The sequence below is a fragment of the Janthinobacterium sp. J1-1 genome, assembly GCF_030944405.1.
In the GTDB taxonomy this organism is placed as follows: domain Bacteria; phylum Pseudomonadota; class Gammaproteobacteria; order Burkholderiales; family Burkholderiaceae_D; genus Janthinobacterium.
In genome coordinates this window covers 6,181,410-6,203,296 of the sequence record NZ_CP132339.1, presented here as the reverse complement: position 1 = coordinate 6,203,296, position 21,887 = coordinate 6,181,410, and the positions used below count along the sequence as shown (strand labels likewise).

Genomic DNA, 21,887 nt, shown 5'->3' with positions numbered 1-21,887 from the left:
CGCCCTGCGGGCAGCGTAAAATGGTGGCTGGTGCCGGCCGGCACAGCACACCAGGGAAGCACATGCAAATGACGCAAGACAAACAAAAAGACTTGATGTCGATGTACCGCGAGACGCGGCCGCGCGAATTTTTTGGCGAAAAAAGTACCACCAATCATTTGCCGTGGAGCTTGCTGATCCTGCTATGTGCGCTGGCCATCTGGCTGGTGCTGGCCCTGGCGGCGGCGGAAAACCAGCGCTACGCCCTGCAGACAAAAGCCTGCCAGGACCGCGTGTTTCCGACTGAAATCGACACGGCTTGCCTGAAGCAGATCAAGTCGCGCGAGCACTGGTGGCAGCATGTGGGCCATGCGCTGGTGCATCTGGGATCGTAAAAAAATGGGCGCCGATTCGGCGCCCATTTTTTTCACTGCGTTACTGCGTTACTTCTTTATTTGGCCTTTGACGGCCCCTCCCACAGATTGATATGCCCCTCGCGCGCCTGCACATCGATGGCGCGCAGCTCTTCTTCCGTAAAGCCCAGCTGCTGCAGCGCCGCCACGTTTTCGCGGATCTGCGCGCTGCTGCTCGCGCCGATCAGGGTGGTGGTCACGCGCGGGTCGCGCAGCACCCAGGCCAGCGCCATCTGCGCCAGGCTCTGGCCGCGTGCGGCGGCGATCTGGTTCAGGCCGCGCACCCTGGCCAGGTTTTCCGCGCTCAGGTGTTCCTTGGTCATCGAGCCGCCGCCGGGGCGGTTGATGCGCGCATCCTGCGGCACGCCGTCCAGGTATTTGTCGCTCAGCAGGCCTTGCGCCAGCGCCGTGAAGGTGATGCAGCCCATGCCTTCCTGTTCAAGCGTGTCGAGCAGGCCGTCGTCCTCGATCCAGCGGTTGAGCATGTTGTACGACGGCTGGTGGATCAAACACGGTACTTTCCAGTCGCGCAGCAAGGCCGCCGCTTCGGCCGTCTTCTGCGGCGAATACGAGGACAGGCCCACATACAGCGCCTTGCCCTGCTGTACGGCGGTGGCCAGCGCGCCCATGGTTTCTTCCAGCGGCGTGTCGGCGTCGTAGCGGTGCGAATAAAAGATGTCGACATAGTCCAGGCCCAGGCGCTTCAGGCTCTGGTCCAGGCTGGCCAGCACGTATTTGCGCGAGCCGCCGCCCTGGCCATACGGGCCGGGCCACATGTCCCAGCCGGCCTTGGTGGAAATGATCAGCTCATCGCGGTACGGCAGAAAATCGTCGCGCAGCAGCTTGCCGAAATTGCTTTCCGCGCTGCCATACGGCGGGCCGTAATTGTTGGCCAGGTCGAAATGGGTAATGCCCAGGTCAAACGCCGTGCGCAGCATGTCGCGCTGCACGGCCAGGCTGGTGCTGTCGCCGAAGTTGTGCCACAGGCCCAGCGACAGCAGCGGCAGTTTCAGTCCGCTGCGCCCGCAGGTGCGATATTGCATCTGTTCATAGCGGTTCTCGGCGGCGTGATAGGTCATGGTGTCTCCTCTGGTGGTGAAGCGCTTATTCTCGCGCAAATCCGGCAAGCGTGCGCAGGCGTCGCCAGCCTTACAATGATTCTTTTCCCGTCCCCGGAGCACGCCATGGAAGTCGAACTCAAACTCCTGCTCGATCCGCAGCATGCCGCGCGGCTGCGCGAGCATCCCTTGCTGGCGCACCATGCGACCCAGGAACCGGTGCTGCTGGCCATGCACGACGTGTATGTCGATACGCCCGACCTGCAGCTGTGCCGCCATCAGGCCGGCCTGCGCGTGCGCCACATCGATGGCGCCTGGGTGCAGACCCTGAAGGCGGGCGGCAGCGTGCGCGGCGGCCTGCACAGCCGTTACGAATGGGAGAGTGCAGTGGCGGGAGCGGCGCCGGACCTCGACGCGCTCGACGCGCTGATCAAAGGCAAGCAGCCGGTGCGCGCGCTGCTGCGCCAGGACGCCGTCCGCGCCAATCTGCAAACGGTGTTTGGCACGCGCATCGAGCGCACGGTGTGGCAACTGGCCACGCCGCAGGGCGACCTGGTCGAGTGCGTGCTGGACCAGGGCGTGATCGAACACGGCAGCGCAGACAGCATGCGCAGCGTGCCGGTCAGCGAGGTGGAACTGGAACTGAAGGCGGGCCGCCAGGCCGCCCTGTTCGACATCGCGCTGGCGCTGCTGCAAGAGGTGCCGCTGTGGATAGGCCAGGCCAGCAAGGCCGAACGCGGCTATCGCCTCGCCGCCGGCTTGCCGGTGAAAGCCGTCAAGGCGCAGCCTTTGATATTGAAAGACAAGCTGTCGGTGCAGCAGGGTTTCCTGGCCATCGCCGCCAATTGCCTGGAACAGGTCAGCGCCAACCAGGACGGCGTGGCAAGCAGCGAGGATGTGGAAAGCCTGCACCAGATGCGCGTCGGCTTGCGCCGGCTGCGCTCGGTCTTGTCGCTGTTCAAGCCACTGCTGGCCTTGCCCGAAGACCTGCAGGCCGACCTGGACTGGCTGGTGGCCAAGCTGGGCGCCGCGCGCGACTGGGATGTGCTGGTCCTGGACACCCTGGCGCCTTGCGAGGGCGAGGTCGATGCCGACACCCTGGCGCCCTTGAGCGAGGCCGCGCGCGAGGAAGCCCGCGCCGCCCACGCGCAGGCGGCCGAAGCGCTGGCCGATGTGCGCTACACGCGGCTGATGCTGGGCCTGCAGCGCTGGCTGCTCACGTGTGGCTGGCGCGAGGGCAGCACGCCGCGTCAGCGCCGGGCACTGGAGCAACCCTTGCCGCGCTTTGCAAAACAGGCCTTGCGCCAGCGCCAGCGCCGCCTGCGCAAGCGCGGCAAGCTGCTGCTCAGCGGCACGCCCGATGAACGCCATCAGATCAGGATCGCCGCCAAGAAGACGCGCTACGCGGCCGAGTTCTTTGCCTCGTTGTTCAGCGACGGCAAGGTGCGTGCGTATGTCAAACCATTGTCGGGCTTGCAGGATGTGCTGGGTGGCTTGAATGACTTGCAGGTGGCCGACGGCTTGCTGCGGCAATTGGCCGAAGAGCAGTCGACGCTGCAGGCGCCAGCGTCGTTCGTGCGCGGCTACCTGGCGGCGCGCGCCCACGAACGACTGGCCGATGCGCGCGGCATGCGGCAGGCCTGGCGGCGCTTCAAGGCGGCGCGCCTGCCAGGTTGAACTGGAGCGGGATTACTGCAGCTTGCTGTTCTGGCAGCCCGAGCTCGAACACTCGCGGAAGCGGTCCTGCAGGAATTGCGCGCGCTGGATGGTGGTATTGGTGGCGCAATCGAGGTTCACATAGAAACCCGTGCCGTCCTTTTTCGAGCAGCTCTGGTTGCGCTCGTTGATCCACGACAGCTGGCCCGACTTCAGGGTCTGCTTGCCGTTGGCGTCGAGTTTCGCGGCCAGTTTCTTGTAGTTGGCGTTCAGCTCCTTGTCCGCTTCCTGGTACACCTTGTTCAGGCAATACAGGCCGTCGAAATCGTTGCGCGGCGTATCGCAGGCGGAGTTGGCGAAGGCGGAGCCGGAAGCACACAGCAGCAAGGCGAGCATGAATTTTTTCATGGCGTTCTTTCACAAGGTGAGGGACGGTGGCGGCGAGCAAAGCTGGCTCTTGCGTATCCTACAACATGCTTCGTTTCCGCCGTGCACGCTTGCGCGCAGGCTTCAATAGGCCAGCTGGCCCGGCACGATCACTTCGATCTCGGTGCCGGCGCCGGGCCGGCTGCCGAGGTTCAGGGTGGCGCCGATGCTGGCGGCGCGCTCGCGCATGCCGACCAGGCCCCAGTGGCCGGGCCGTCCCGCCTGCGCCACGGCGTCATCGAGGCCGCAGCCATCGTCGCGCACGCGCAAGGTGAACGCCTGCTCGGCATAATCGAGCTCCAGCACGATATGCGCCGCTTCGGCATAGCGCGAGGCGTTGAACAGCGCTTCGCGCGCGATCGCATAGATTTCATCGTGCACGCAGGGAAGCAAGCGCCGGCAAACACCGCTCACGCGCACCGTGAATGCGTGCGCGCGGTGCTGGGCCAGCCCCTTGCCGAATTCCTGCAGCGCCAGCGGCAGTTCGTCGGGCGGCGCCACGGCGCGCAAGTCCATGATCTGGTCGCGCCCCTCGATCAGCAGCTGGTCGGCCAGGTTCAGGGTGCCGTCCAGGCGCGCCCGTTCGCGCGTGCCCTGCGGCAGCATGTGCGCGTGCGCATGGAACGACAGGATCAGGCCCTGCACGCTTTGCAGCAGGGTGTCGTGCAGCGAGCGGGCGATGCGCGAGCGTTCGGCCAGGCGTTCCTGCAAGCGCTCCTGCAGCCGTTCGTGCATGCCGCGTTTCAGGCGGCGGATGCGCAGCACATACAGGCCATACAGCAGCAGCGCGCCGCCCAGCGCCAGCAGCACCTTGAACCACGGCGTCTGCACAAAGGTGGGCGCGATCACGATATCGAGCGTTGCCGCTTGCGTGTTCCAGACGCCATCTTCGTTGGCCGCCGTCACCTCGAAGCGGTAGCTGCCCGGCGCCAGGTTGGTGTAATACGCTTCGCGCCGGCCGATTGGCTCCTGCCAGCCGGCGTCCACGCCGGTCAAGCGGTAGCGCAAACGCACGCGCTCGGGCATGGACAGGCTCAAGGCCGTAAAGCCGATCTGCAGGTTCTTGCTGCCCTGCGGCAGGTGCAAGGGCTTGCCTGCATCGGGCCGGTAGGGCGCGCCGTCGGCCTGCACGGTAACGATCTGCACCGGCGGCGGCAGGGGGTTGCGGCGGATCTGCGCCGGGTCGAGGATGGCGATGGTGGCGGCGGTGGAGAACCACAGCTTGCCGTCGGGCGCGCGGATCAGCGTGGGCACCGGGCGCAGTTGCGCGGCATGGCCCTGCAGGCCGTCGAGCGCGTTGAAGCGTTCGGCCTCGACCGCCGTGCCGTCCTTGATCCAGGCGGTCAGGCTGGCGGCGCCGATATGGTCGATGCCGTCCGCGCCATGCAGCCACAGGTCGCCGCCAGGCAGGCGCACCATGCCCGACACGCCGCGAAACGGTTCGCCATGCGCGCCGCGCAGCGCATGGAAACGGCCGCCGCGGTACAGCGCCACGCCATGCTCGCCGCCGGCCCACATGGCGTCGCCATCGCGGTACAGCTGCAGCACCGTGCCCACTTGCAAGCCGTCGGCTTCACCGAGGCGCCTGACGGCGCCCGCATGCTGGCCGTCGCCGACCAGGCTGATGCTGTTGTCGGCGTGGCCCAGCCAGACCGTGCCTTGCCCGTCCATTGCCATGGCCGTGGCCAGCGCCGCGGGCAGGCCGGACAGGCCGCCATCCTTGATCCATGTGCCGCTGGTGCGGCGAAACAGCCCGCCGCCCGAGAACGAGGCCCACAAGTTGCCCGCGCGGTCCTGCTGCAGCGCCTGCGGGTCGAGGCCGGCGACACCCGGCGGCAGCGCCACCGGCGTGAAAGCGCCATTCACGGCGCGGTGATGCAGGCCCAGCTCATTGCCCAGCCATAAAGTGCCATCGGGCGCCCAGTGGCTGGCCGCCAGTTGCCCCTTCAACTCGACTTTTTTGACGCCATCGGCCGTAAAGCTGCGGATGTCGCCCACATAGTCGCCGATCCAGACATCGCCGTTCGGCCCCGGCAGCATGCCGGGATGGTCGAACGGCACGTCGACCGGCAAGGTCTTCAGGCGGTTCGGCCGCAAACGGTCCAGCCCGGCCGAGGTGCCGAACCACAGATTGCCTTCGCGGTCCTGGAAGCTCGATTGCGGCAGCGGGCCGCTGATGCCGTTCTGCCGCGTCAGGCGCTGCGCCGGCAGGCTGGGGCCGCCAGGCACGAACTTGCGCTCGATGCCGTCCGGGTTGAACAGCCACATGGTGCCGGCGCGGTCGAAACGGATGCCGTTGCCGAGGGCGTCGGGCTTGAGCGGCCCCTTGCCTGGCGGTTCGGTGGTGCGCACGCGGAAATACCGGTTCTGGTTGTCGACCGCCCAGATCGCGCCATCGGGCGCTTCGCCCATGCTGGTGAGCATGGTGCGCGGCCAGGCGTGGGAAAAGCGCGCCTGGCCCGGCTGGCGGAAAAACACGCCATGCATGGTGCCCATCCACTGCGTGCCGTCGCGGCCGAACAGCACCTGGTACACGCGCCGCGTCGGCAGCCCCACGTTCTCGCCTTGCGCCTCGAAGCGCTGCGCCCCCGGCGCCAGCCGCGCCGCGCCATCGCGCGTGCCGACCCAGATGGCGCCATCGGGCGCCTGCTCGATATGGAACACGGCGCCCGTCGGCAAGCCGTCGGCCTCGCCGTAGGTGCGCGCGCCTTTCTCCCGAAACACCGTCAAGCCGCCCAGGCGGTAGCCGACCCAGATCGCGCCATCAGGCGTTGCCGCCAGGCCCAGCACATTCGACGAGGGCAGGCGGTGGCCGTAGACGCTGTCGCTGCGTTCGAAATGCACGCCATCGTAGCGGTACAAGCCGGTCGCGGTGGCGATCCACAGCCAGCCGTCCTGGCCCTGCGCAAATTTCAGCACATCGACCGGCGCACCCTGCACCGCGCCCCAGGCGCTATGGCTGTAGTCGGACAGCAGCGGCGCAGGCGCCGGCGCGGCCGCCACGCAGGACAGATGGAGCGCCGCCAGGGAAACGGCGAGCAGGCGGCGCGGCAAGCGAAAAAGCATGGAGTGGACGCAGGAGTGGAAAGCGGTTGGGCTGGAAAATGATTATAGACGAGTAACAAGGTGGCGGTCAGGTGGAACAGGAAGCGGGCAGGGGCTTGTCCGCATTGATATATCGCAATATCATGTATGGATGACAAGGTGCCCGATGTGTGCGCCCGGCCAACCATACAAGGAAGAAACATGCCGCTGTTCTGGACCATCTGGGCTTGCGTAGTCGTTGGCCTTCTTTTGCTTGTCAGCTATATGGAGGTGAGCGGGGCGCGCAACGGCTTTCAGGGCGCGAACGGTATTTTCCTGTTTGCCAGCGGCTACATGACGCTACTGACCAGTCCCATTTTGTTTATCGTCACCTGGATCTGGGTCGATCTCCTGACGGCCTTGATCGTCTGGGGCATAGCCGCCGCTGTCTATGCGGCGCTGTTTTACGGCATGCTGCAGTTGATCGACAAGCTGCTGCGCAAGCCTTCCTGACGCCGATGGGCTACCGCGCCGGCCAGTTTCGCTGATCCGGGTGCCGGCCTGCCTGGCGCGTATTTGTCTGTAACTTTCAAGGATGCTCAATCAATGAAACTGCCAACACTATCGCCATCCCGACTCCAGCGTGCGTGGCAATGCGCGGCCCGCTGCGACGCGGCCGTCACGTCGGAAGACTGGCTGCGGGCGTTCTGGCATGAACCGGACTGGGCCCACGGCGTGGCGATGGCCAGATATGACAATGGCGCTGGCGATCACGTCGTCGGCTTCTTTGGCGCGGATGGAAAAGTCGTGCTCAAGGGCTTTGATCACGAATCGGCGGTCAGCCCCCATGCCCGCGAAGAGTACGGCATCTGGCCCGGAATCTACGATGGCCTGCCGCCAGAGCTGTGGCGCTGGCTGCAGGACGAAGCGGTCGAACACGAGCACGTCACATTCTGCTGCTGGAGCGTGGACGGGCTGTCGTGGCAGGCCGGCAATGCGGTTATCCCTGAAGACATCGACGATGGCTCATCCTGGCTGCTGGGCATGGTGCAGATGGACGCGGAAGCGTTTATCGACTGGGGGAAATCCTACTACGAAGACAGTTTTGCGCGTCTTGGAGAAAGCGGCGTGCGGGCAGAGTTCAACAAGCCGGGCTGAAATAAAAAAAGAAGCCAGTGCCGGGGCAAAGACTTCTTTTTTTGGAAATCGCAGACAATCTCTCTGCGGCTTCGTGTCAGCTTACTGGGTCAAGCGTCGTTTTACGTTGACAGGAACGCTCGCTTACGCGAAGTTGCCGGCAACGAATTCCCAGTTGACCAGGCCCCAGAACGTTTCCACGTATTTGGCGCGCAGGTTGCGGTAGTCGATATAGTAGGCATGTTCCCACACGTCGCAGGTCAGCAGTGGCTTGTCGCCGGTGGTCAATGGGCAGCCGGCGTTCGAGGTGTTGACGATGTCGACCGAGCCGTCGGCTTTTTGCACCAGCCAGGTCCAGCCGGAACCGAAGTTGCCGACGCAGGACTTGGTGAATTCTTCCTTGAATTTGTCGAACGACGACCATTTTGCGTTGATCGCGTCAGCCACGGCACCGGTAGGTGCGCCGCCGCCGGCCGGCTTCATGCCGTTCCAGTAGAACGTGTGGTTCCATACTTGCGCCGCATTGTTGAAGATGCCGCCCGACGATTTCTTGATGATCTCTTCCAGCGACAGGTTCTCGAACTCGGTACCCTTGATCAGGTTGTTCAAGTTGGTGACATACGCCTGGTGGTGCTTGGCATAGTGGTATTCCAGCGTTTCTTTCGAAATGTGCGGCGCCAGGGCGTCCATTGCGTACGGCAGTGGTGGCAGGGTATGTTCCATGTGATGTCCTTTATGGTGGTTGTTCGGGGTATCCGGCCGGAGCCGGACAGTCGAGCCGGTTATTCTTGCTGAACGAACCACTATTGTAAAGCGGATGCGCCTTTGCTGCTGCCGGCGATGTGGTAAACGTGTGTCAGCGCACCCGGCGCGTGGTTTCGCGCACCACCAGTTCGAGCGGCGGAAGGGTTGCCCGCACGGCTTCGCCGTTGATCAGGCCCAGCAGCGACTCGGTGGCGATGCGGCCGATGTCGTACAGCGGCTGGCGGATGGTGGTCAAAGGCGGCGTGGTGTACGACGATCCCGGCAGGTCATCGAAACCGACCAGCGAGATATCGTCGGGCACGCGGATGCCCTTGCGGTACAGGCACAGGCGCACGCCATAGGCGGACAGGTCGTTGGCGGCGAAGACGGCCGTGAATTGCTGCTGCGTGTCGAACAGGTGGTTCACCGCCAGCATGCCGCTCGCTTCGTGGAAATCGCCTTCGGCCATCAGTTTCGGGTCGAGTGCGATATCGGCTTCGCGCAACGCCCTGGTGTAGCCGGTCAGGCGTTCGGCGGCGTCGCTGTTGTTGGCCGGGCCCGACACAAAGGCGATGCGGCGGTGGCCCAGTTCGATCAGGTGGCGCACCGCCAGCCAGGCGCCGTATTCGTTGTCGAGCTTGAAGCCGATCGCATTGTGCGTGGCGATCTGGCGGCCGGTCGAAACGATCGGGCGCTGCTGGGCAAAATCGAGCACGCTCTGGTCCGAGATACGGCCCGACAACAGGATGATGCCGTCAACCTTCCTTGCCAGCAGCAGGCGGATGCGGTCCGCCTCTTCCTGTGCATTCCAGTGGCCGCTGACGATCACCGAGGCGTAGCCGGTGCCTTTCAGGCCATCGTCGACGCCGCGCAGGCTCTCGTCGAAGAACGGGCTCGAGATATCCTGCACCACGATGCCGATCGTCATCGAACGGCCCTTTTTCAGGCCCTGCGCCATCTGGTTGGGGGCGAACTTCATGTGCGCGATCGCCGCCAGCACCGCGTCGCGCTTGTCGTCCGAGACCCTGGCCGTGCCGTTCAGGATGCGCGAGACGGTGCTGGGCGACACGCCGGCCTGGCGCGCCACGTCGAGCAGGGTGGAGGGAGGGGCGGCGTGGTGGGTGTCGTTCAAGGTCGTTCCTGAAGTGAAAAAAACGGCGGATTTCCAATGTTTGAAAACCTTTTCAACGAAAGGTTACCATAAACGGCCGTCTGACCGTAGGTCGGGTTAGCCCAGAGGGCGTAACCCGACAAATGCGTCAACAATGTTGTCGGATTACGCGCTTGCGCGCTAATCCGACCTGCGCTCTCATTTTTTTGAAAACGTTTTCATAAAAAACCACAGAATTTAAAACGCTGTTTTAGCAGTCTTTCATAGGGAAAGGCGACCTGTCGGCAGCATGTAAATCGTGCGCCTTGAAATAATTGACAACTTTTTCGGTTGACTTCATTTTCTTTGCGGTGTTAAATGGATGCATGTTGTGAAAACGTTTTCAAGATAGAAGACGCTCAATAAACGGAGACGAAATAATGAAGTCAATCACCCTTGGCGTGGCCGTGCTGGCCGCGTCACTGTCGGCCACGTGCGCCATCGCGGCAACGCCGGCGGCTGCTGTCCCTGCGCTGGCGCCCGCGCTCGCACCCGCCACCATCACCGTCGCCTCGTTTCCCGACCTGGACCGGGCCGTGAAAACCGCCTTGCCGCTGTGGGAAAAGCTGTACCCGCAGGTAAAAGTAAAACTGGTCAGCCTGCAGATCGACGACCACCACAATTCGATGACGACGGCGCTGGCGGCCGGCGCGCGCCTGCCCGACGTGATGGCGATCGACTTTCGCTACGTGGGCAGCTTCGCCGAATCGAAAGGCATGGAAGACCTGTTGCAGCCACCGTACGGGGCAGGCCAGTACCGCGCCCAGTTCGTGCCGTTCACCTTCGTGCAGGCGACCAGTTCGCGCGGTACCCTGGGCGCCATGCCGGCCGACCTGGGACCGGGCACCTTGTTCTACCGCAAGGACCTGATGGACAAGGCCGGCATCAAGGAAGCCGACCTGACGCAATCGTGGGAGTCGTACATCGCGGCAGGAAAAAAACTCAAGGCCGCCACCGGCACCTATCTGCTGGCCGGCGCCAGCGACCTGGCGGACATCGTTATCCGCGCCAACCTGAAAGACGGCGAAGGGATTTATTTTGGCGACAAGGGCCAGGTGCTGGTCGACTCGCCCCGCTTCGTGAAAGCGTTCGAACTGGCGAAGGCGGCGCGGGTGGCCGGCATCGACGCGCGCACCGTGGCCTGGACCGGCGAGTGGGCCGAAGGTTTCAAGCGCGACAAGGTGGCCAGCCAGATGATGGGTTCCTGGCTCAGCGGCCACCTGGCCAAGTGGCTGGCGCCCGATTCGAAAGGGCAGTGGCGCGCGGCGAATTTGCCGGCCGGTGCGCTGGCGTCCTATGGCGGCTCGTTCTACGGCATCCCGAAAAAAGCCGCGAACAAGACCCAGGCCTGGGAGTTCATCAAGTTCATGACCGTCAACAAGGATATCCAGCTGCATTCCCTGAAAGAGATCGGCGCGTTTCCCGCCCTGAAGGCGGCCTATGCGGACCCGATGATGGACGAACCGCAAGCCTACTTCGGCGGCCAGAAAACGCGGCTGCTGGCGCGCGAGACGGCGGCGAAAATTCCCGTGATCCGGGTCGACAAGTTCGACGCCGTGGCGCGCGATATCGTCAACATGGAGCTGGAAAGCGTGCTGGCGCAGAACAAGGATATCAAGACCGCGCTGGCCGATGCCAAGGCCCTGATCACGCACCGCGCGCGCCGCTAGGAGCCGTCATGAATCTCCCGACTTCCTCGGCCATGCCGGCGCAGAGCGCACCGGCGGCACGGCCGCAGCGCAAACGCTTCAACATGAAAAAGTGGGCGCCGTATGTGTTCATCAGCCCCTTCTTCATCCTGTTCGCCGTCTTCAGCCTGTTTCCGCTGCTGTTTTCCATCTACCTGTCGTTCAACCAGTGGGAGGCAGCCAGCGGTGTCGAGGCGATGGAATGGGTGGGCCTGGACAACTACAAATATGCGCTGAGCGATCCGTGGTTCCTGCGCTCGCTGGGCAATACCGTGTGGCTGGCGCTGGCCTCGGGCGTGCCGCAGCACCTGGTGGCCATTCCGCTGGCGGCCTTCATCCATAACAGCTTCAAGCGCTCGCGCAACCTGGTGATCGGGATTTACTTTTTACCATTCATTACCTCCAGCGTGGCCATTGCCATGGTGTTCAATACCCTGTTCTCGCGCGACTACGGTCAGATCAATGTGCTGATTCAATGGTGCGCCAGCCTGCCGCTGGTCGGTGGTTTGTTCCCTGCCGAATCGATCGACTGGCTGGGCAGCTCGCTGTTTATCAAGCCGGCCGTCGCCTTCGTGATTTTCTGGCGCTATCTGGGCTGGAACCTGGTGCTGTATCTGTCGGCGCTGCAGGTGATCCCGAAGGACCTGTACGAGGCGGCGACGATTGACGGCGCCTCGAAACGCCAGCAGTTCTGGTACATCACCTTGCCACAGTTGAAACCGATGATCTACCTGGCCGTGACCCTGACCATCATGGGCAACCTGCAGCTGTTCGAGGAACCGTTCGTGCTGGTGGCCGAATCGAGTGGCGTTAGCCAGTCGGTAATGACGACCGCCATTTTTGTCTACAAGACGGCGTTTTCCTCGGGCGACTTCGGCACCGCGTCGGCGATTTCCTGGCTGCTGTTCCTGATTATCGCCAGCACCACCTGGGTCAACAACCGCATCTTCAGCCGCAATGAACGTAAAGAGGCAAACCGATGAGCGCAAACAGTACTTCCGCGACGGCAGCAGGCGCGCGCTGGTCGGCCTATGCCATGGTGGCGATCGGCGCCCTGATCATGGTCGCGCCGTTCTACTTCATGTTCGTGTTCGCCACGCATACCAGCGCCGAGATCTACAGCCTGCCGCCGCCGCGCTGGTTCGGCACGGCGCTGCTGAACAACCTGGAACTGCTGCAGGAGCGCCTGCCGTTCTGGCGCAATATCGGCATCAGCCTGTACGTGGCGCTGATGACGACCGCGCTGACGCTGTTTTTCTGTTCGCTGGGCGGCTATGCGTTTGCCATGTACGAGTTCCGCTTCAAGCGCCCGCTGTTCACGCTGGTGATGGCGTCGATGATCATCCCGTCCTTCATGAACATGATCCCGACCTTCATGCTGATGGATTTCCTCGGCTGGCTGGACCAGCCGCGCGCCCTGTATGTGCCGGGTGCGGCCGGCGCGCTGGGGATATTCCTGATGCGCCAGTATATCGGCACGGCGATCCCGAAGGACCTGATCGAGGCGGCGCGCATCGACGGCTGCGGCGAGTTCGCCATCTACTGGCGCGTGGTGCTGCCGCTGATCGGGCCGGCCATGGGCACCCTGGGATTGATTACCTTTATCAATTCCTGGAACAACTTCATCACGCCGCTGGTGGTCATGCGCTCGGTCGAGAACTACACGATCCCGCTGGCGCTGCGCAGCATGCAGGCGCCGAACAACACGGAGTGGGGCGCCCTGATGACGGGCGCGGCGATCGCCGTGCTGCCGCTGCTGCTGATGTTCTTTGTCGCTTCAAAACGTTTGATTGAAGGACTGACCCAGGGCGCCGTCAAGGGTTGAACCTTTGTTTTATTAACCTTTTTCACCAACATACATGACCATGCATAACGACGACTTAGATACCAACTTCCCGGCCACCTTTACCTGGGGCGTGGCCACCAGCGCCTACCAGATCGAAGGCGCGGCCGCCATCGATGGCCGCGGGCCGTCGATCTGGGACACCTTCAGCCACACCGAGGGCAAGGTCACCGACGGCAGCAATGGCGACGTGGCCTGCGACCACTACCACCGCTATGCCGACGACGTCGAACTGATCGCCAACCTGGGCGTCAATGCCTACCGCTTTTCGATGTCCTGGTCGCGCGTGCAGCCCACCGGTTCGGGCGCCTGGAACGAGGCCGGCTTCGATTTTTATGCACGCCTGCTCGACGCGCTGGCTACCAAGGGGCTGGACGCGCACCTGACCCTGTACCACTGGGACCTGCCGCAAGCCTTGCAGGACGAAGGCGGCTGGCTCGATCGCGCCACCTGCTATCACTTTGCCGCCTACGCCGCCGAAGTGGCGCGCCGCTTCGGCCACCGCGTGGCCAGCATCGCCACCCATAACGAGCCATGGTGCACGGCGGTGCTGGGTCACGGCACGGGCCAGTTCGCGCCCGGCATGGCCGATCCGGCCGCCGCGGTGCAGGTGTCGCACCATCTGCTGCTGTCGCACGGCCTGGCGATGCAGGCCATGCGCGCCGTGGCGCCGTCGGCAAAACTCGGCATCGTGCTCAATCAGTGGACGGCCACGCCGGCCACCGACAGCGCCCGTGACAAGGAGCTGGCCGAACTCGAATATGCGCGCTCGGTGCAGTGGTATATGGACGCCATCTTCAAGGGCCGCTATCCGGCGCTGGCCCTGAAACATGCCGACGCTTCAGCTTTAATCATTCTTGAAAACGATTTCACAGAGATCAGGCAGCCCATCGATTTCCTCGGCGTGAACTATTACACGCGCGCCTTTGTCAGCGGCGAGACGCCACCGCGCAAGCCCGAATGCAAACTGGGCGTGAACGACATGGGCTGGGAAACCTATCCGCAGGGGCTGACGGAACTGCTGGTGGGCCTGCACCGCGAATATCCGCTGCCGCCCGTGTATATCACCGAGAACGGCATGGCGGTCGCTGACAGGCTCGATGGCGGCAAGGTCCACGACCAGCCGCGCATCGAGTATGTGCAGCTGCATCTGGACGCCTTGCGCGCCGTGATCGCCCAGGGCATCGACGTGCGCGGCTATTTTTACTGGAGCCTGATGGACAATTTCGAGTGGAATTCGGGCTATGCCAAGCGCTTCGGCATGGTGTATGTCGATTACGCCACCCAGCAGCGCAGCCTGAAGGACAGCGCCCTGTGGTACCGCGACTTTATCGCCGCCCAGCGCGCGCTGCATGCCGATGCGCCGCAGCTGGCGACGGCAGGAGGGCGCTGAGATGGCCGCCATCTCGCTGCGCGGCATCCGCAAGACGTATGGCGACGGCCCGGAAATCGTCAAGGGCCTCGACCTCGATATCCACGACGGCGAATTCATGGTCTTCGTGGGGCCGTCCGGCTGCGGCAAGTCGACCCTGCTGCGCATGATCGCGGGCCTGGAAGACATCAGCGCGGGCCAGCTGCGCATCGGCGACATGCTGGCCAACGACGTGCCGCCGGCCGAACGCGGCATCGCCATGGTGTTCCAGAGCTATGCGCTGTACCCGCACATGACGGCGCGCGAGAACATGGGTTTTGCCCTGAAACTGGCCGGCAAGCCGGACGGCGAAGTGCGCGCCGCCGTCGGCAAGGTGGCGGAGATCCTGCAGATTACGCATCTGCTCGAGCGCAAACCGAAGGCCCTGTCGGGCGGCGAGCGCCAGCGCGTGGCGATCGGCCGCTCCATCGTGCGCCAGCCCAAGGTATTCCTGTTCGACGAACCGCTGTCCAACCTCGATGCGTCTTTGCGCGTGCAGACCCGCATCGAGCTGGCCAAGCTGCACCAGGAACTGGGCACGACGATGATCTATGTCACCCATGACCAGGTCGAGGCGATGACCCTGGGCGACCGGGTGGCCGTATTCCATGGCGGCCACCTGGAGCAGGTGGGTGCGCCCCTGGAACTGTACCGCCAGCCGGCCAGCCAGTTCGTGGCCGGCTTTATCGGCGCGCTGCGCATGAACTTCCTGCCGTGTGCGACCCTGCCGGCCCTTGCTGCGCAGCTGGGAGGCGAGGCTGGAATGCTGGTCGGCATCCGCCCCGAGCATCTGCGCCTGCTTGCACGCGGCGAAGGCTATGGCGCCACCGTCACCCTGATCGAGCAGCTGGGCGACGCCCAGATCGTCCACGCCAGGGTCGAGGGCACCGGGCATGCGCTGGCCATCAAGCTGCATGGCGAGACGCGGCATGCGCTGGCGCCCGGCAGCAGCATCGGCTTTGCGCCGGAAGAGGGTCACGCCTTTCTGTTCGATGCCGGCGGCCGTGCCGTGGCCCGGCACTGAAGCGATGGAGGCGTCATGAATTCAAGCTGAGTAGCGGCTTTGAAAAGAAAGGCAATGGCCGCAGAGCCATGCCATCATTATCCAACCAGTGGCAGGTAGAGGAGACACATCATGAAACAACCAGCACGCAACACCATCGCCAGCAGCCTGGCCCACGTCACATTCGCCCAGCTGATCCTGTTGGGCAGCGGCGCCGCCATGGCGCAGCAGGCCACGCCCGTGGAAGAAGCGGCCAAGGAAGCACCGGCGCCGGCGGCCGGCCAGATGGACCGCATCGTCGTCACGGCCACGCGCCGCAATACCTTTGTGCAGGACACGCCGCTGGCCGTCACGGCCTTCAACCAGGACACCCTGCAAAACAACCAGGTCAAGGACCTGGCCTCGCTGGCGACCATGGTACCGAGCCTGGTGGTCGAGCAGCATGGCGACTCGGGCGGCGTGCACGTCTACATGCGCGGCGTGGGCTCGGCCAACCACACGGAACTGGGCGACCCGGCCGTGGCGTTCTATGTCGACGGCGTGTATTCGCCACGTCCGCAGGGCGCCACCGCGCTGATGTATGACCTCAGCCACGTGGAGGTGGCGCGCGGCCCGCAGGGCACCCTGAACGGCCGCAATTCGACCGCCGGCGCCGTCAACCTGGTGTCCGCCGCGCCGAATACCACCAAGTTCATGGGCTCGGCCGGCATCACCGTGGGCGACTATCGCCACCTGCAGACGCAGGGCATGATCAATATCCCGCTGTCCGACGACGTGGCCCTGCGGATCGCCGCCATCAAGGACAGCCACGACGGCACGGTGGACTTTCGCCGCGGCTCGAACGTGATGCCGGGTGCGGCCAAGTATGGCGCCGGCGACCAGATGGGCGCGCGCGCGTCCCTGCTGTGGAAGATCACGCCACACTTGCGCGGCACCTTTATCGCCGACTATTTCCTGGACCAGGGTTCCGGCAATGTCTATTTGGCGGCCGAACCGAAACCGGGCGAAAAGCTGCGCTCGGCCCTGATCGACACTCCGGGCACGCTGGACCAGTCGATCCTGACCTACAAGGGCAAGCTCAATTACAAGCCGACCGATTCGCTGGATTTCACGTACCTGGGCAGCTGGAGCCGCTACAAGCGCCAGAACAGCAACGATGCCGACGCGGGCCTGTTCCCCGGCTTCAAGTCGGAAAACCGCACCGACTGGGCGCAGTTCGACAGTTATTCGCATGAGCTGCAGGCGCGCTCGGACGACGAGGCGCCGTTCCAGTGGGTGGCCGGCGTGTTCCTGTTCAATGAAAAGAACAAGGTGCGCTTCGATATCGACCGCAGCCAGATCTCGCAGGCGGCGGTGCAGCAGGACATCGCCAACGGCGCCGTGATCTTCGTGCAGCCGACCGTCGGCCAGTATGCCTCGTCGATGTCCTTTATCCAGGGCAACCGCCAGCTGAAATCGAAAGCCGTGTTCGGCCAGGTCAGCCAGCAGGTCACGGATCAGATCAAGCTGACGGCCGGCGCGCGCTATACCAAGGACCATAAATTCGATATCGGCGGCCAGAACTGGGCTTGCCCGAACTGGCCCGCCAACACGCCGCTGGGCACCACCGTGCTCACGCCCGACCAGCTGGCGCAACTGGTCAAGCCGGGAACAGGCCTGGCCAATACGCACAATATCGGGCCGGGCGGCGCGATCACGGCGGCGTCCTGCGGCAATACGCCGGGCGACAATTCGGCCGACCTGCGCTACGGCCAGGCCACCTGGCTGGGCCGCATCGAGTACAAGCTGCGGCCCGATATCCTGCTGTTCGGTTCCGTGACCACGGGTTTCCACTCGCCGGCCATCGGCGACGGCGGCGCCACCACCAAGCCTGAAAAATTGACCAGCTATGAAATCGGTTTCAAGTCCGATTTGCTGAACCGCCAGCTGACCCTGAACCTCGACGCCTTTTTGATGAAATACAAGGACAAGCTCGAATCGCAGGTGGTCAACAGCGTGCTGGCCAACTTCAATGCGGCCGGCGCCACCGTCAAGGGCCTGGAGGCGGAATGGGTCTGGCGGCCAACGGCGGTCGATCGCCTGACCGGCAACGCCACCTGGCTGAAAGCCGTGTATGACGATTTTATGTCGTGCGACGTCGACGCGGCGCGCGCCAATGGCCAGGCTTGCGGCAGCACGGCACCGCTGGTGAACGTGGGCGGCAGCACCATGAAGCACGCGCCGAAGTTTTCCACCACGGTGCAGTACGAGCACGATTTCACGGTCGCCGGCGGCCAGCTGACGCCGCGCGCATCGGTGCATTACGAAACCATGAGCTATGTGGGCGCGGGGGCGTTCAACGGCGACGTGCCGGGCCACGCCGGCGTCAAGCGCCAGGAAGCCTACACCACCCTGGACCTGAGCCTGCGCTACCAGCCGGTCAACAAGGCCTATACGGTGGAAGCGTTCGTGCAGAACGCCACCGACAAGGCGGTCAAGCTCGACGTCAACGAGATCTGCACCGATGTGGGCATGCCGTGCCAGCCGACGCAGCAGATCTACGGCGCCTTCTACAACGCGCCGCGCACGTTTGGCGCACGGGTATCGATGAAGTTTTAAGCAGCAGGGCAGGAAGGTCCCAGTAGCATGTTTTGGCCGGGTGGCGACACCCGGCCTTTTTTATTCCAGCGTGGTCTGCACGCTGGCGATGCCGACCTCGGCGCTGCCTTCGGCCAGCCGCACATGGATATTCTGGCGCGCCTGCAGTTGCGCCGGCGAGCGCACGATATGGCCTTTTTCGTCGCGCACGATGGCGTAGCCGCGCTCCAGGGTGCGCTGGGGGTTCAGCAGTTCCAGCTGGGCCGCCAGCGCGTCCAGCTGATGGCGGCGCCGCGCCAGCAGCTGCGTCATGGCCGCGCCGCTTCTGCGCTGCGACTCGAGCAGGCGGGCGCGCGGCACCGTCACGTCGGGGCGCAGGGCGGCCCAGCGGTGGCGCAGGCGGTCCAGCGCATGGATAGACTGGTTCAGCGGCGCGCGCGTGGCGTGCGTCATGGCGGTCGACAGGGCCAGCAGTTGCAGGCGCTGCTGCTGCAATTGCGCCTTCGGATTGAGCAGGCGGCGGCTGTGGCGGTCCAGGGTCTGCGCCGCGTCGTCCAGGCGGCGGCGCATGGCGCGGCGCAGGTCGGTGGCGTCGGCGCGCAGGGAGGCCAGCCAGTCGGCGCGCGGCGTGGCGGCCAGTTCGGCGGCGGCCGTCGGCGTGGCGGCGCGCAGGTCGGCCGCGAAGTCGGCAATCGTGAAATCCGTTTCGTGTCCGACGCCGCTGATCACCGGCATGCTGCAGTCGGCGATCGCGTGGGCGACGGCTTCGTCGTTGAACGACCATAAATCCTCGATGCTGCCGCCGCCACGGCACACCAGCAGCACGTCGCATTCGGTCCGCTGCGAGGCGGTGCGGATGGCCTGCGCGATCTTTTCCGGCGCCTGCTGGCCCTGCACCGGGGTCGGATACAGGATGATCGATACGTGCGGCGCGCGCCGCTGCAAGGCCGTCAGCACGTCGCGCAGGGCCGCCGCCTGGGGGCTGGTGACGATGCCGATGGTGCGCGCGAACATCGGGATGGCGCGCTTGCGCTCCGCGTCGAACAGGCCTTGCGCCGACAATTTGTCTTTCAGGCGCTGGAACGCTTCGTACAGGGCACCCACGCCGGCGCGGCGGATCGCCTCCACATTGATCTGGTAGTCGCCGCGCGCGCCGTACAGGGTGACCAGGGCGCGCACTTCGACCTTGTCGCCTTCGCGCGGCGTGAAACCGGCGTACTGGGCGCGGCCGCGGAACATCACGGCGCGCACCTGGGCCGCGTCATCCTTTAGCGTGAAATACCAGTGGCCGGAACTGGCGCGCGTGAAGTTGGAAATCTCGCCGGCGATCCAGGTCAGCGGAAACGAGCGCTCGAGCAGGCGCGCGACGGCCTGATTCAGGGCTGTCACGGTGAGCACGGGCGGGGCGGCAAAGCCGCTGTCTGGAGCAGTGTCGTTCATCATGTCGGTCATATCGGGCGGTCCACAGGTGGAAGAAAGGATAGCTGTCCACATATTATCGGCGAGGTCATGCTTATGTCATATATCAGGCAAAACAACAAGTTTTATTTCCAAGTCATTGATTTGATGGTGGTTTTAACCATGCCTGATTTGCGTGCAGCAGGAAAAAGTCCTTATGGATCAAGTACATCAGCAATACGGGCGGCACTTACGCACAAAGTTATCCACAGAAATTGTGCGGAACTATTTGCTGGGGATAAATACCACTGCGGCATGGAAAAAGCGCCGCTGCCGTATTTTTGCGCATGAACACAAAATCATTATAAATCAAGGGCTTGCACTGCCATGCCTGGCCTTGCACACAATCTTATCCACAAAAAATGTGCAGAACTTGGGCGCGTTGCCCATTTTATCCACCAGCGCCCGCTGGTTTGTTCCTGCCTGCTTTTTGCGCAATGTAAGAATAGTCTTACAAAACAAGGACATAAAAACAGGGCCATCGGCTTGCGCACAATCTTATCCACAGAATATGGGGAGAACTGGATAAATCGTTTTCATGCAGATGGCAATTTTTTGCCGTTGCACAGTGGAAATTGACTGCACTATTTTTGAGCAGTCATAAAAAATCCTTTAAAATCAATGTACTTGTATGGAGTCAAGACGCTTGCTCACAATCTTATCCACATTTTTTGTGTGGAACTGCCTTGCGTGTGGAAAACGGCAGCTTATCCTCCTTTTCAGGCCGCCAAAACCGGCCTTTCTGCCGTCTGCCTGAATTTTAATCAGCGACATAAAAACGATATAAATCAAAGTACTTGGCTTCTATTTTTGTGCTTGCACACAATCTTGTCCACAGATTGTGTGCAGAACTTATTGCTGATGAATTGGCCTTTGGTGTCAGGATCTGCCACATTTTTGTGCATGGAAAACTTTCCCTTTGAAATCAATGGCTTGATGGTAATTGCGGCCTTTGCGCACAATCTTGTCCACAGTAAATGTGCAGAACTTTGATTTATTTGCTTTTTTTATATTGAAACGCTGTGAACAGTTGCCGTGCCTGTATTTTGCGCATGGGTAAAATAGTCAATGAAATCAATTGCTTGCATTTAATTGGAATGGCTTGCGCACAATCTTATCCACACAAATTGTGCAAAACCCGAGCAGTTGGTCGGTGACGTGCCGCCCGGGTGGCTGGCGGGGATGCGGCGAGCACCACTTGCCGCCGGCGCTGCAACGCGCTACATTGCGCCATTCGTCGTAGGCGTTTCGCCTTTTCATTATTCCGGGAGTTCCTTTGCTCGCTATATTCCAAGCCGCCGGCTGGCCTGTCTGGCTGTTGTTGATCGCTTCCATCGTCGCGCTGGCCCTGATCATCGAGCGATTGCTGTACCTGCGCCGTCCGCGCATCCTGCCGCGCAAGCTGTTCGATGAAGTGGTGCAGGTGTATCGCGGCGGCAAGATTACCCCTGACACGATCGCCAAGCTGGAAGCCAATTCGCCGCTGGGCGTGGTGCTGGCCGCCGCGCTGCGCAATGTCGACGCGCCGCGCGAGGTGATGAAGGAATCGATCGAGGAAGCCGGCAGCGGCGTGGCGCACACGCTGGAACGCTTCCTCACCACCCTGGGCACGATCGCCACCCTGGCGCCGCTGATGGGCCTGTTCGGCACGGTGATCGGCATGATCGAGATCTTTGCTTCGCCGGGTGCCACCGCCTCGAACTCGGCCTTGTCGCACGGCATTTCCGTGGCCCTGTATAACACCGCATTCGGCCTGGCGATCGCCATGCCGGCGCTGATCTTCTACCGCCACTTCCGCGCCCTGGTCGACAGTTTTGTCATCGACATGGAGCAGCAGGCGGTCAAGTTCGTCGACCTCGTCCACAGTGGCCGCCAATGAACTTTCGTAAAGGCAAGGGGAGGGAAGACCCCGAAATCAATCTGATCCCCTTTATCGACGTGCTGCTGGTGATCCTGATCTTCCTGATGGTCAGCACCACCTACAGCAAGTTTACGGAACTGCAGATCACCTTGCCGACGGCCAACGCCGAGCAGGCCAAGGACAAGCCGCAGCAGATCGACGTCACCATCGACGCCAAGGGCAACTACACGGTCAACCTGCAGCCGGTGTCGTTCCGCGACGTGGCCGGCCTGGCCGACGCGTTGCAGGATGCCGCCAAGGCCGCCAATGGCGGCAAGCCGCCCGCGCAGACGCCGGTGGTGGTGGTCAACGCCGACCAGCTCGCCATGCACCAGATGGTGATCCACGTGATGGAAGCGGCGCGCCTGGCCGGCTATGAAAAGCTGACCTTTGCGGCGCAGGCTGGCGGAACCAAATAAC

At 63.2% G+C, this 21,887-nt stretch carries 19 protein-coding genes; 13 read left to right on the top strand and 6 right to left on the bottom strand.

Annotated elements, in window-relative coordinates; translation table 11 throughout:
- Positions 1-62: 62 nt before the first annotated feature.
- Positions 63-374 carry a hypothetical protein gene (locus Q8L25_RS28260; RefSeq protein WP_308922542.1) on the top strand — a complete coding sequence of 104 codons (312 nt, stop codon included), beginning with the start codon at positions 63-65 and terminating at the stop codon, positions 372-374.
- Between the two features lie 56 nt (positions 375-430).
- Here Q8L25_RS28260 and mgrA read toward each other — a convergent pair whose 3' ends face one another.
- Positions 431-1,471, bottom strand: coding sequence for an L-glyceraldehyde 3-phosphate reductase (gene mgrA / locus Q8L25_RS28255; protein ID WP_308922541.1), 1,041 nt, complete (start codon positions 1,469-1,471; stop codon positions 431-433).
- Positions 1,472-1,576: 105 nt separating this feature from the next.
- On the opposite strand from mgrA, the gene Q8L25_RS28250 reads away from it, so the two are divergent.
- A complete protein-coding gene (locus Q8L25_RS28250; protein ID WP_308922540.1) occupies positions 1,577-3,127 on the top strand; it encodes a CHAD domain-containing protein in 1,551 nt (516 codons plus the stop codon).
- Positions 3,128-3,139: 12 nt separating this feature from the next.
- Here the strand turns inward: Q8L25_RS28250 and Q8L25_RS28245 are convergent, their stop codons facing one another.
- On the bottom strand, positions 3,140-3,514 hold the full coding sequence (locus Q8L25_RS28245) for a lysozyme inhibitor LprI family protein (RefSeq protein ID WP_308922539.1): 375 nt from the start codon (positions 3,512-3,514) through the stop codon (positions 3,140-3,142).
- 102 nt (positions 3,515-3,616) lie between these two features.
- Positions 3,617-6,598: a triple tyrosine motif-containing protein gene (locus Q8L25_RS28240; RefSeq protein ID WP_308922538.1), complete on the bottom strand. Its 2,982-nt coding sequence runs from the start codon at positions 6,596-6,598 to the stop codon at positions 3,617-3,619.
- Positions 6,599-6,778: 180 nt separating this feature from the next.
- Here Q8L25_RS28240 and Q8L25_RS28235 point away from each other — a divergent pair, with 180 nt between their 5' ends.
- Both Q8L25_RS28235 and Q8L25_RS28230 read left to right on the top strand, forming a co-directional pair.
- Complete coding sequence (locus Q8L25_RS28235; RefSeq protein ID WP_308922537.1) at positions 6,779-7,069, top strand: hypothetical protein; 291 nt, start codon at positions 6,779-6,781, stop codon at positions 7,067-7,069.
- Positions 7,070-7,162: 93 nt separating this feature from the next.
- Positions 7,163-7,714: a hypothetical protein gene (locus Q8L25_RS28230; RefSeq protein WP_308922536.1), complete on the top strand. Its 552-nt coding sequence runs from the start codon at positions 7,163-7,165 to the stop codon at positions 7,712-7,714.
- Between the two features lie 123 nt (positions 7,715-7,837).
- On the opposite strand, the gene sodB is transcribed toward Q8L25_RS28230, so the two are convergent.
- Both sodB and Q8L25_RS28220 read right to left on the bottom strand, forming a co-directional pair.
- On the bottom strand, positions 7,838-8,416 hold the full coding sequence (sodB, locus tag Q8L25_RS28225; protein ID WP_065306773.1) for a superoxide dismutase [Fe]: 579 nt from the start codon (positions 8,414-8,416) through the stop codon (positions 7,838-7,840).
- 133 nt (positions 8,417-8,549) lie between these two features.
- Positions 8,550-9,569, bottom strand: coding sequence for a substrate-binding domain-containing protein (locus Q8L25_RS28220; RefSeq protein ID WP_308922535.1), 1,020 nt, complete (start codon positions 9,567-9,569; stop codon positions 8,550-8,552).
- A gap of 398 nt (positions 9,570-9,967) precedes the next feature.
- On the opposite strand from Q8L25_RS28220, the gene Q8L25_RS28215 reads away from it, so the two are divergent.
- The 6 genes from Q8L25_RS28215 (at position 9,968) to Q8L25_RS28190 (ending at position 18,130) form a co-directional block, all read left to right on the top strand.
- Positions 9,968-11,257, top strand: a complete 1,290-nt coding sequence (locus Q8L25_RS28215; RefSeq protein WP_308922534.1) for an extracellular solute-binding protein — start codon at positions 9,968-9,970, stop codon at positions 11,255-11,257.
- A gap of 8 nt (positions 11,258-11,265) precedes the next feature.
- Positions 11,266-12,258: a sugar ABC transporter permease gene (locus tag Q8L25_RS28210; protein ID WP_308922533.1), complete on the top strand. Its 993-nt coding sequence runs from the start codon at positions 11,266-11,268 to the stop codon at positions 12,256-12,258.
- Complete coding sequence (locus Q8L25_RS28205; protein ID WP_308922532.1) at positions 12,255-13,100, top strand: carbohydrate ABC transporter permease; 846 nt, start codon at positions 12,255-12,257, stop codon at positions 13,098-13,100. Before Q8L25_RS28210 ends, Q8L25_RS28205 begins: the two co-directional genes overlap by 4 nt.
- 34 nt (positions 13,101-13,134) lie before the next feature.
- The gene (locus tag Q8L25_RS28200; protein ID WP_308922531.1) at positions 13,135-14,511 is read left to right on the top strand and encodes a GH1 family beta-glucosidase; all 1,377 of its coding nucleotides are present in this window, start codon (positions 13,135-13,137) and stop codon (positions 14,509-14,511) included.
- A gap of 1 nt (position 14,512) precedes the next feature.
- Positions 14,513-15,553, top strand: a complete 1,041-nt coding sequence (locus tag Q8L25_RS28195; protein WP_308922530.1) for an ATP-binding cassette domain-containing protein — start codon at positions 14,513-14,515, stop codon at positions 15,551-15,553.
- 111 nt (positions 15,554-15,664) lie between these two features.
- Positions 15,665-18,130, top strand: coding sequence for a TonB-dependent receptor domain-containing protein (locus Q8L25_RS28190; RefSeq protein WP_308922529.1), 2,466 nt, complete (start codon positions 15,665-15,667; stop codon positions 18,128-18,130).
- 60 nt (positions 18,131-18,190) lie between these two features.
- Here Q8L25_RS28190 and xseA read toward each other — a convergent pair whose 3' ends face one another.
- A complete protein-coding gene (gene xseA / locus Q8L25_RS28185; protein ID WP_308922528.1) occupies positions 18,191-19,552 on the bottom strand; it encodes an exodeoxyribonuclease VII large subunit in 1,362 nt (453 codons plus the stop codon).
- A gap of 66 nt (positions 19,553-19,618) precedes the next feature.
- Here xseA and Q8L25_RS28180 point away from each other — a divergent pair, with 66 nt between their 5' ends.
- The 3 genes from Q8L25_RS28180 to Q8L25_RS28170 all read left to right on the top strand — a co-directional run bounded on the left by Q8L25_RS28180 (position 19,619) and on the right by Q8L25_RS28170 (position 21,886).
- Positions 19,619-19,858: a hypothetical protein gene (locus tag Q8L25_RS28180; RefSeq protein WP_308922527.1), complete on the top strand. Its 240-nt coding sequence runs from the start codon at positions 19,619-19,621 to the stop codon at positions 19,856-19,858.
- A gap of 985 nt (positions 19,859-20,843) precedes the next feature.
- Positions 20,844-21,446, top strand: a complete 603-nt coding sequence (locus tag Q8L25_RS28175; RefSeq protein WP_308922526.1) for a MotA/TolQ/ExbB proton channel family protein — start codon at positions 20,844-20,846, stop codon at positions 21,444-21,446.
- Positions 21,443-21,886: a biopolymer transporter ExbD gene (locus tag Q8L25_RS28170; RefSeq protein WP_308922525.1), complete on the top strand. Its 444-nt coding sequence runs from the start codon at positions 21,443-21,445 to the stop codon at positions 21,884-21,886. Before Q8L25_RS28175 ends, Q8L25_RS28170 begins: the two co-directional genes overlap by 4 nt.
- Position 21,887: the final 1 nt, after the last annotated feature.

Coding starts and splice junctions, on each gene's coding strand:
- Q8L25_RS28260 (WP_308922542.1), top strand. CDS start 63: ATGCAAATGACGCAAGACAAACAAAAAGACTTGATGTCGATGTACCGC.
- mgrA (WP_308922541.1), bottom strand. CDS start 1,471: ATGACCTATCACGCCGCCGAGAACCGCTATGAACAGATGCAATATCGC.
- Q8L25_RS28250 (WP_308922540.1), top strand. CDS start 1,577: ATGGAAGTCGAACTCAAACTCCTGCTCGATCCGCAGCATGCCGCGCGG.
- Q8L25_RS28245 (WP_308922539.1), bottom strand. CDS start 3,514: ATGAAAAAATTCATGCTCGCCTTGCTGCTGTGTGCTTCCGGCTCCGCC.
- Q8L25_RS28240 (WP_308922538.1), bottom strand. CDS start 6,598: ATGCTTTTTCGCTTGCCGCGCCGCCTGCTCGCCGTTTCCCTGGCGGCG.
- Q8L25_RS28235 (WP_308922537.1), top strand. CDS start 6,779: ATGCCGCTGTTCTGGACCATCTGGGCTTGCGTAGTCGTTGGCCTTCTT.
- Q8L25_RS28230 (WP_308922536.1), top strand. CDS start 7,163: ATGAAACTGCCAACACTATCGCCATCCCGACTCCAGCGTGCGTGGCAA.
- sodB (WP_065306773.1), bottom strand. CDS start 8,416: ATGGAACATACCCTGCCACCACTGCCGTACGCAATGGACGCCCTGGCG.
- Q8L25_RS28215 (WP_308922534.1), top strand. CDS start 9,968: ATGAAGTCAATCACCCTTGGCGTGGCCGTGCTGGCCGCGTCACTGTCG.
- Q8L25_RS28210 (WP_308922533.1), top strand. CDS start 11,266: ATGAATCTCCCGACTTCCTCGGCCATGCCGGCGCAGAGCGCACCGGCG.
- Q8L25_RS28205 (WP_308922532.1), top strand. CDS start 12,255: ATGAGCGCAAACAGTACTTCCGCGACGGCAGCAGGCGCGCGCTGGTCG.
- Q8L25_RS28200 (WP_308922531.1), top strand. CDS start 13,135: ATGACCATGCATAACGACGACTTAGATACCAACTTCCCGGCCACCTTT.
- Q8L25_RS28195 (WP_308922530.1), top strand. CDS start 14,513: ATGGCCGCCATCTCGCTGCGCGGCATCCGCAAGACGTATGGCGACGGC.
- Q8L25_RS28190 (WP_308922529.1), top strand. CDS start 15,665: ATGAAACAACCAGCACGCAACACCATCGCCAGCAGCCTGGCCCACGTC.
- xseA (WP_308922528.1), bottom strand. CDS start 19,552: ATGATGAACGACACTGCTCCAGACAGCGGCTTTGCCGCCCCGCCCGTG.
- Q8L25_RS28180 (WP_308922527.1), top strand. CDS start 19,619: ATGCTTATGTCATATATCAGGCAAAACAACAAGTTTTATTTCCAAGTC.
- Q8L25_RS28170 (WP_308922525.1), top strand. CDS start 21,443: ATGAACTTTCGTAAAGGCAAGGGGAGGGAAGACCCCGAAATCAATCTG.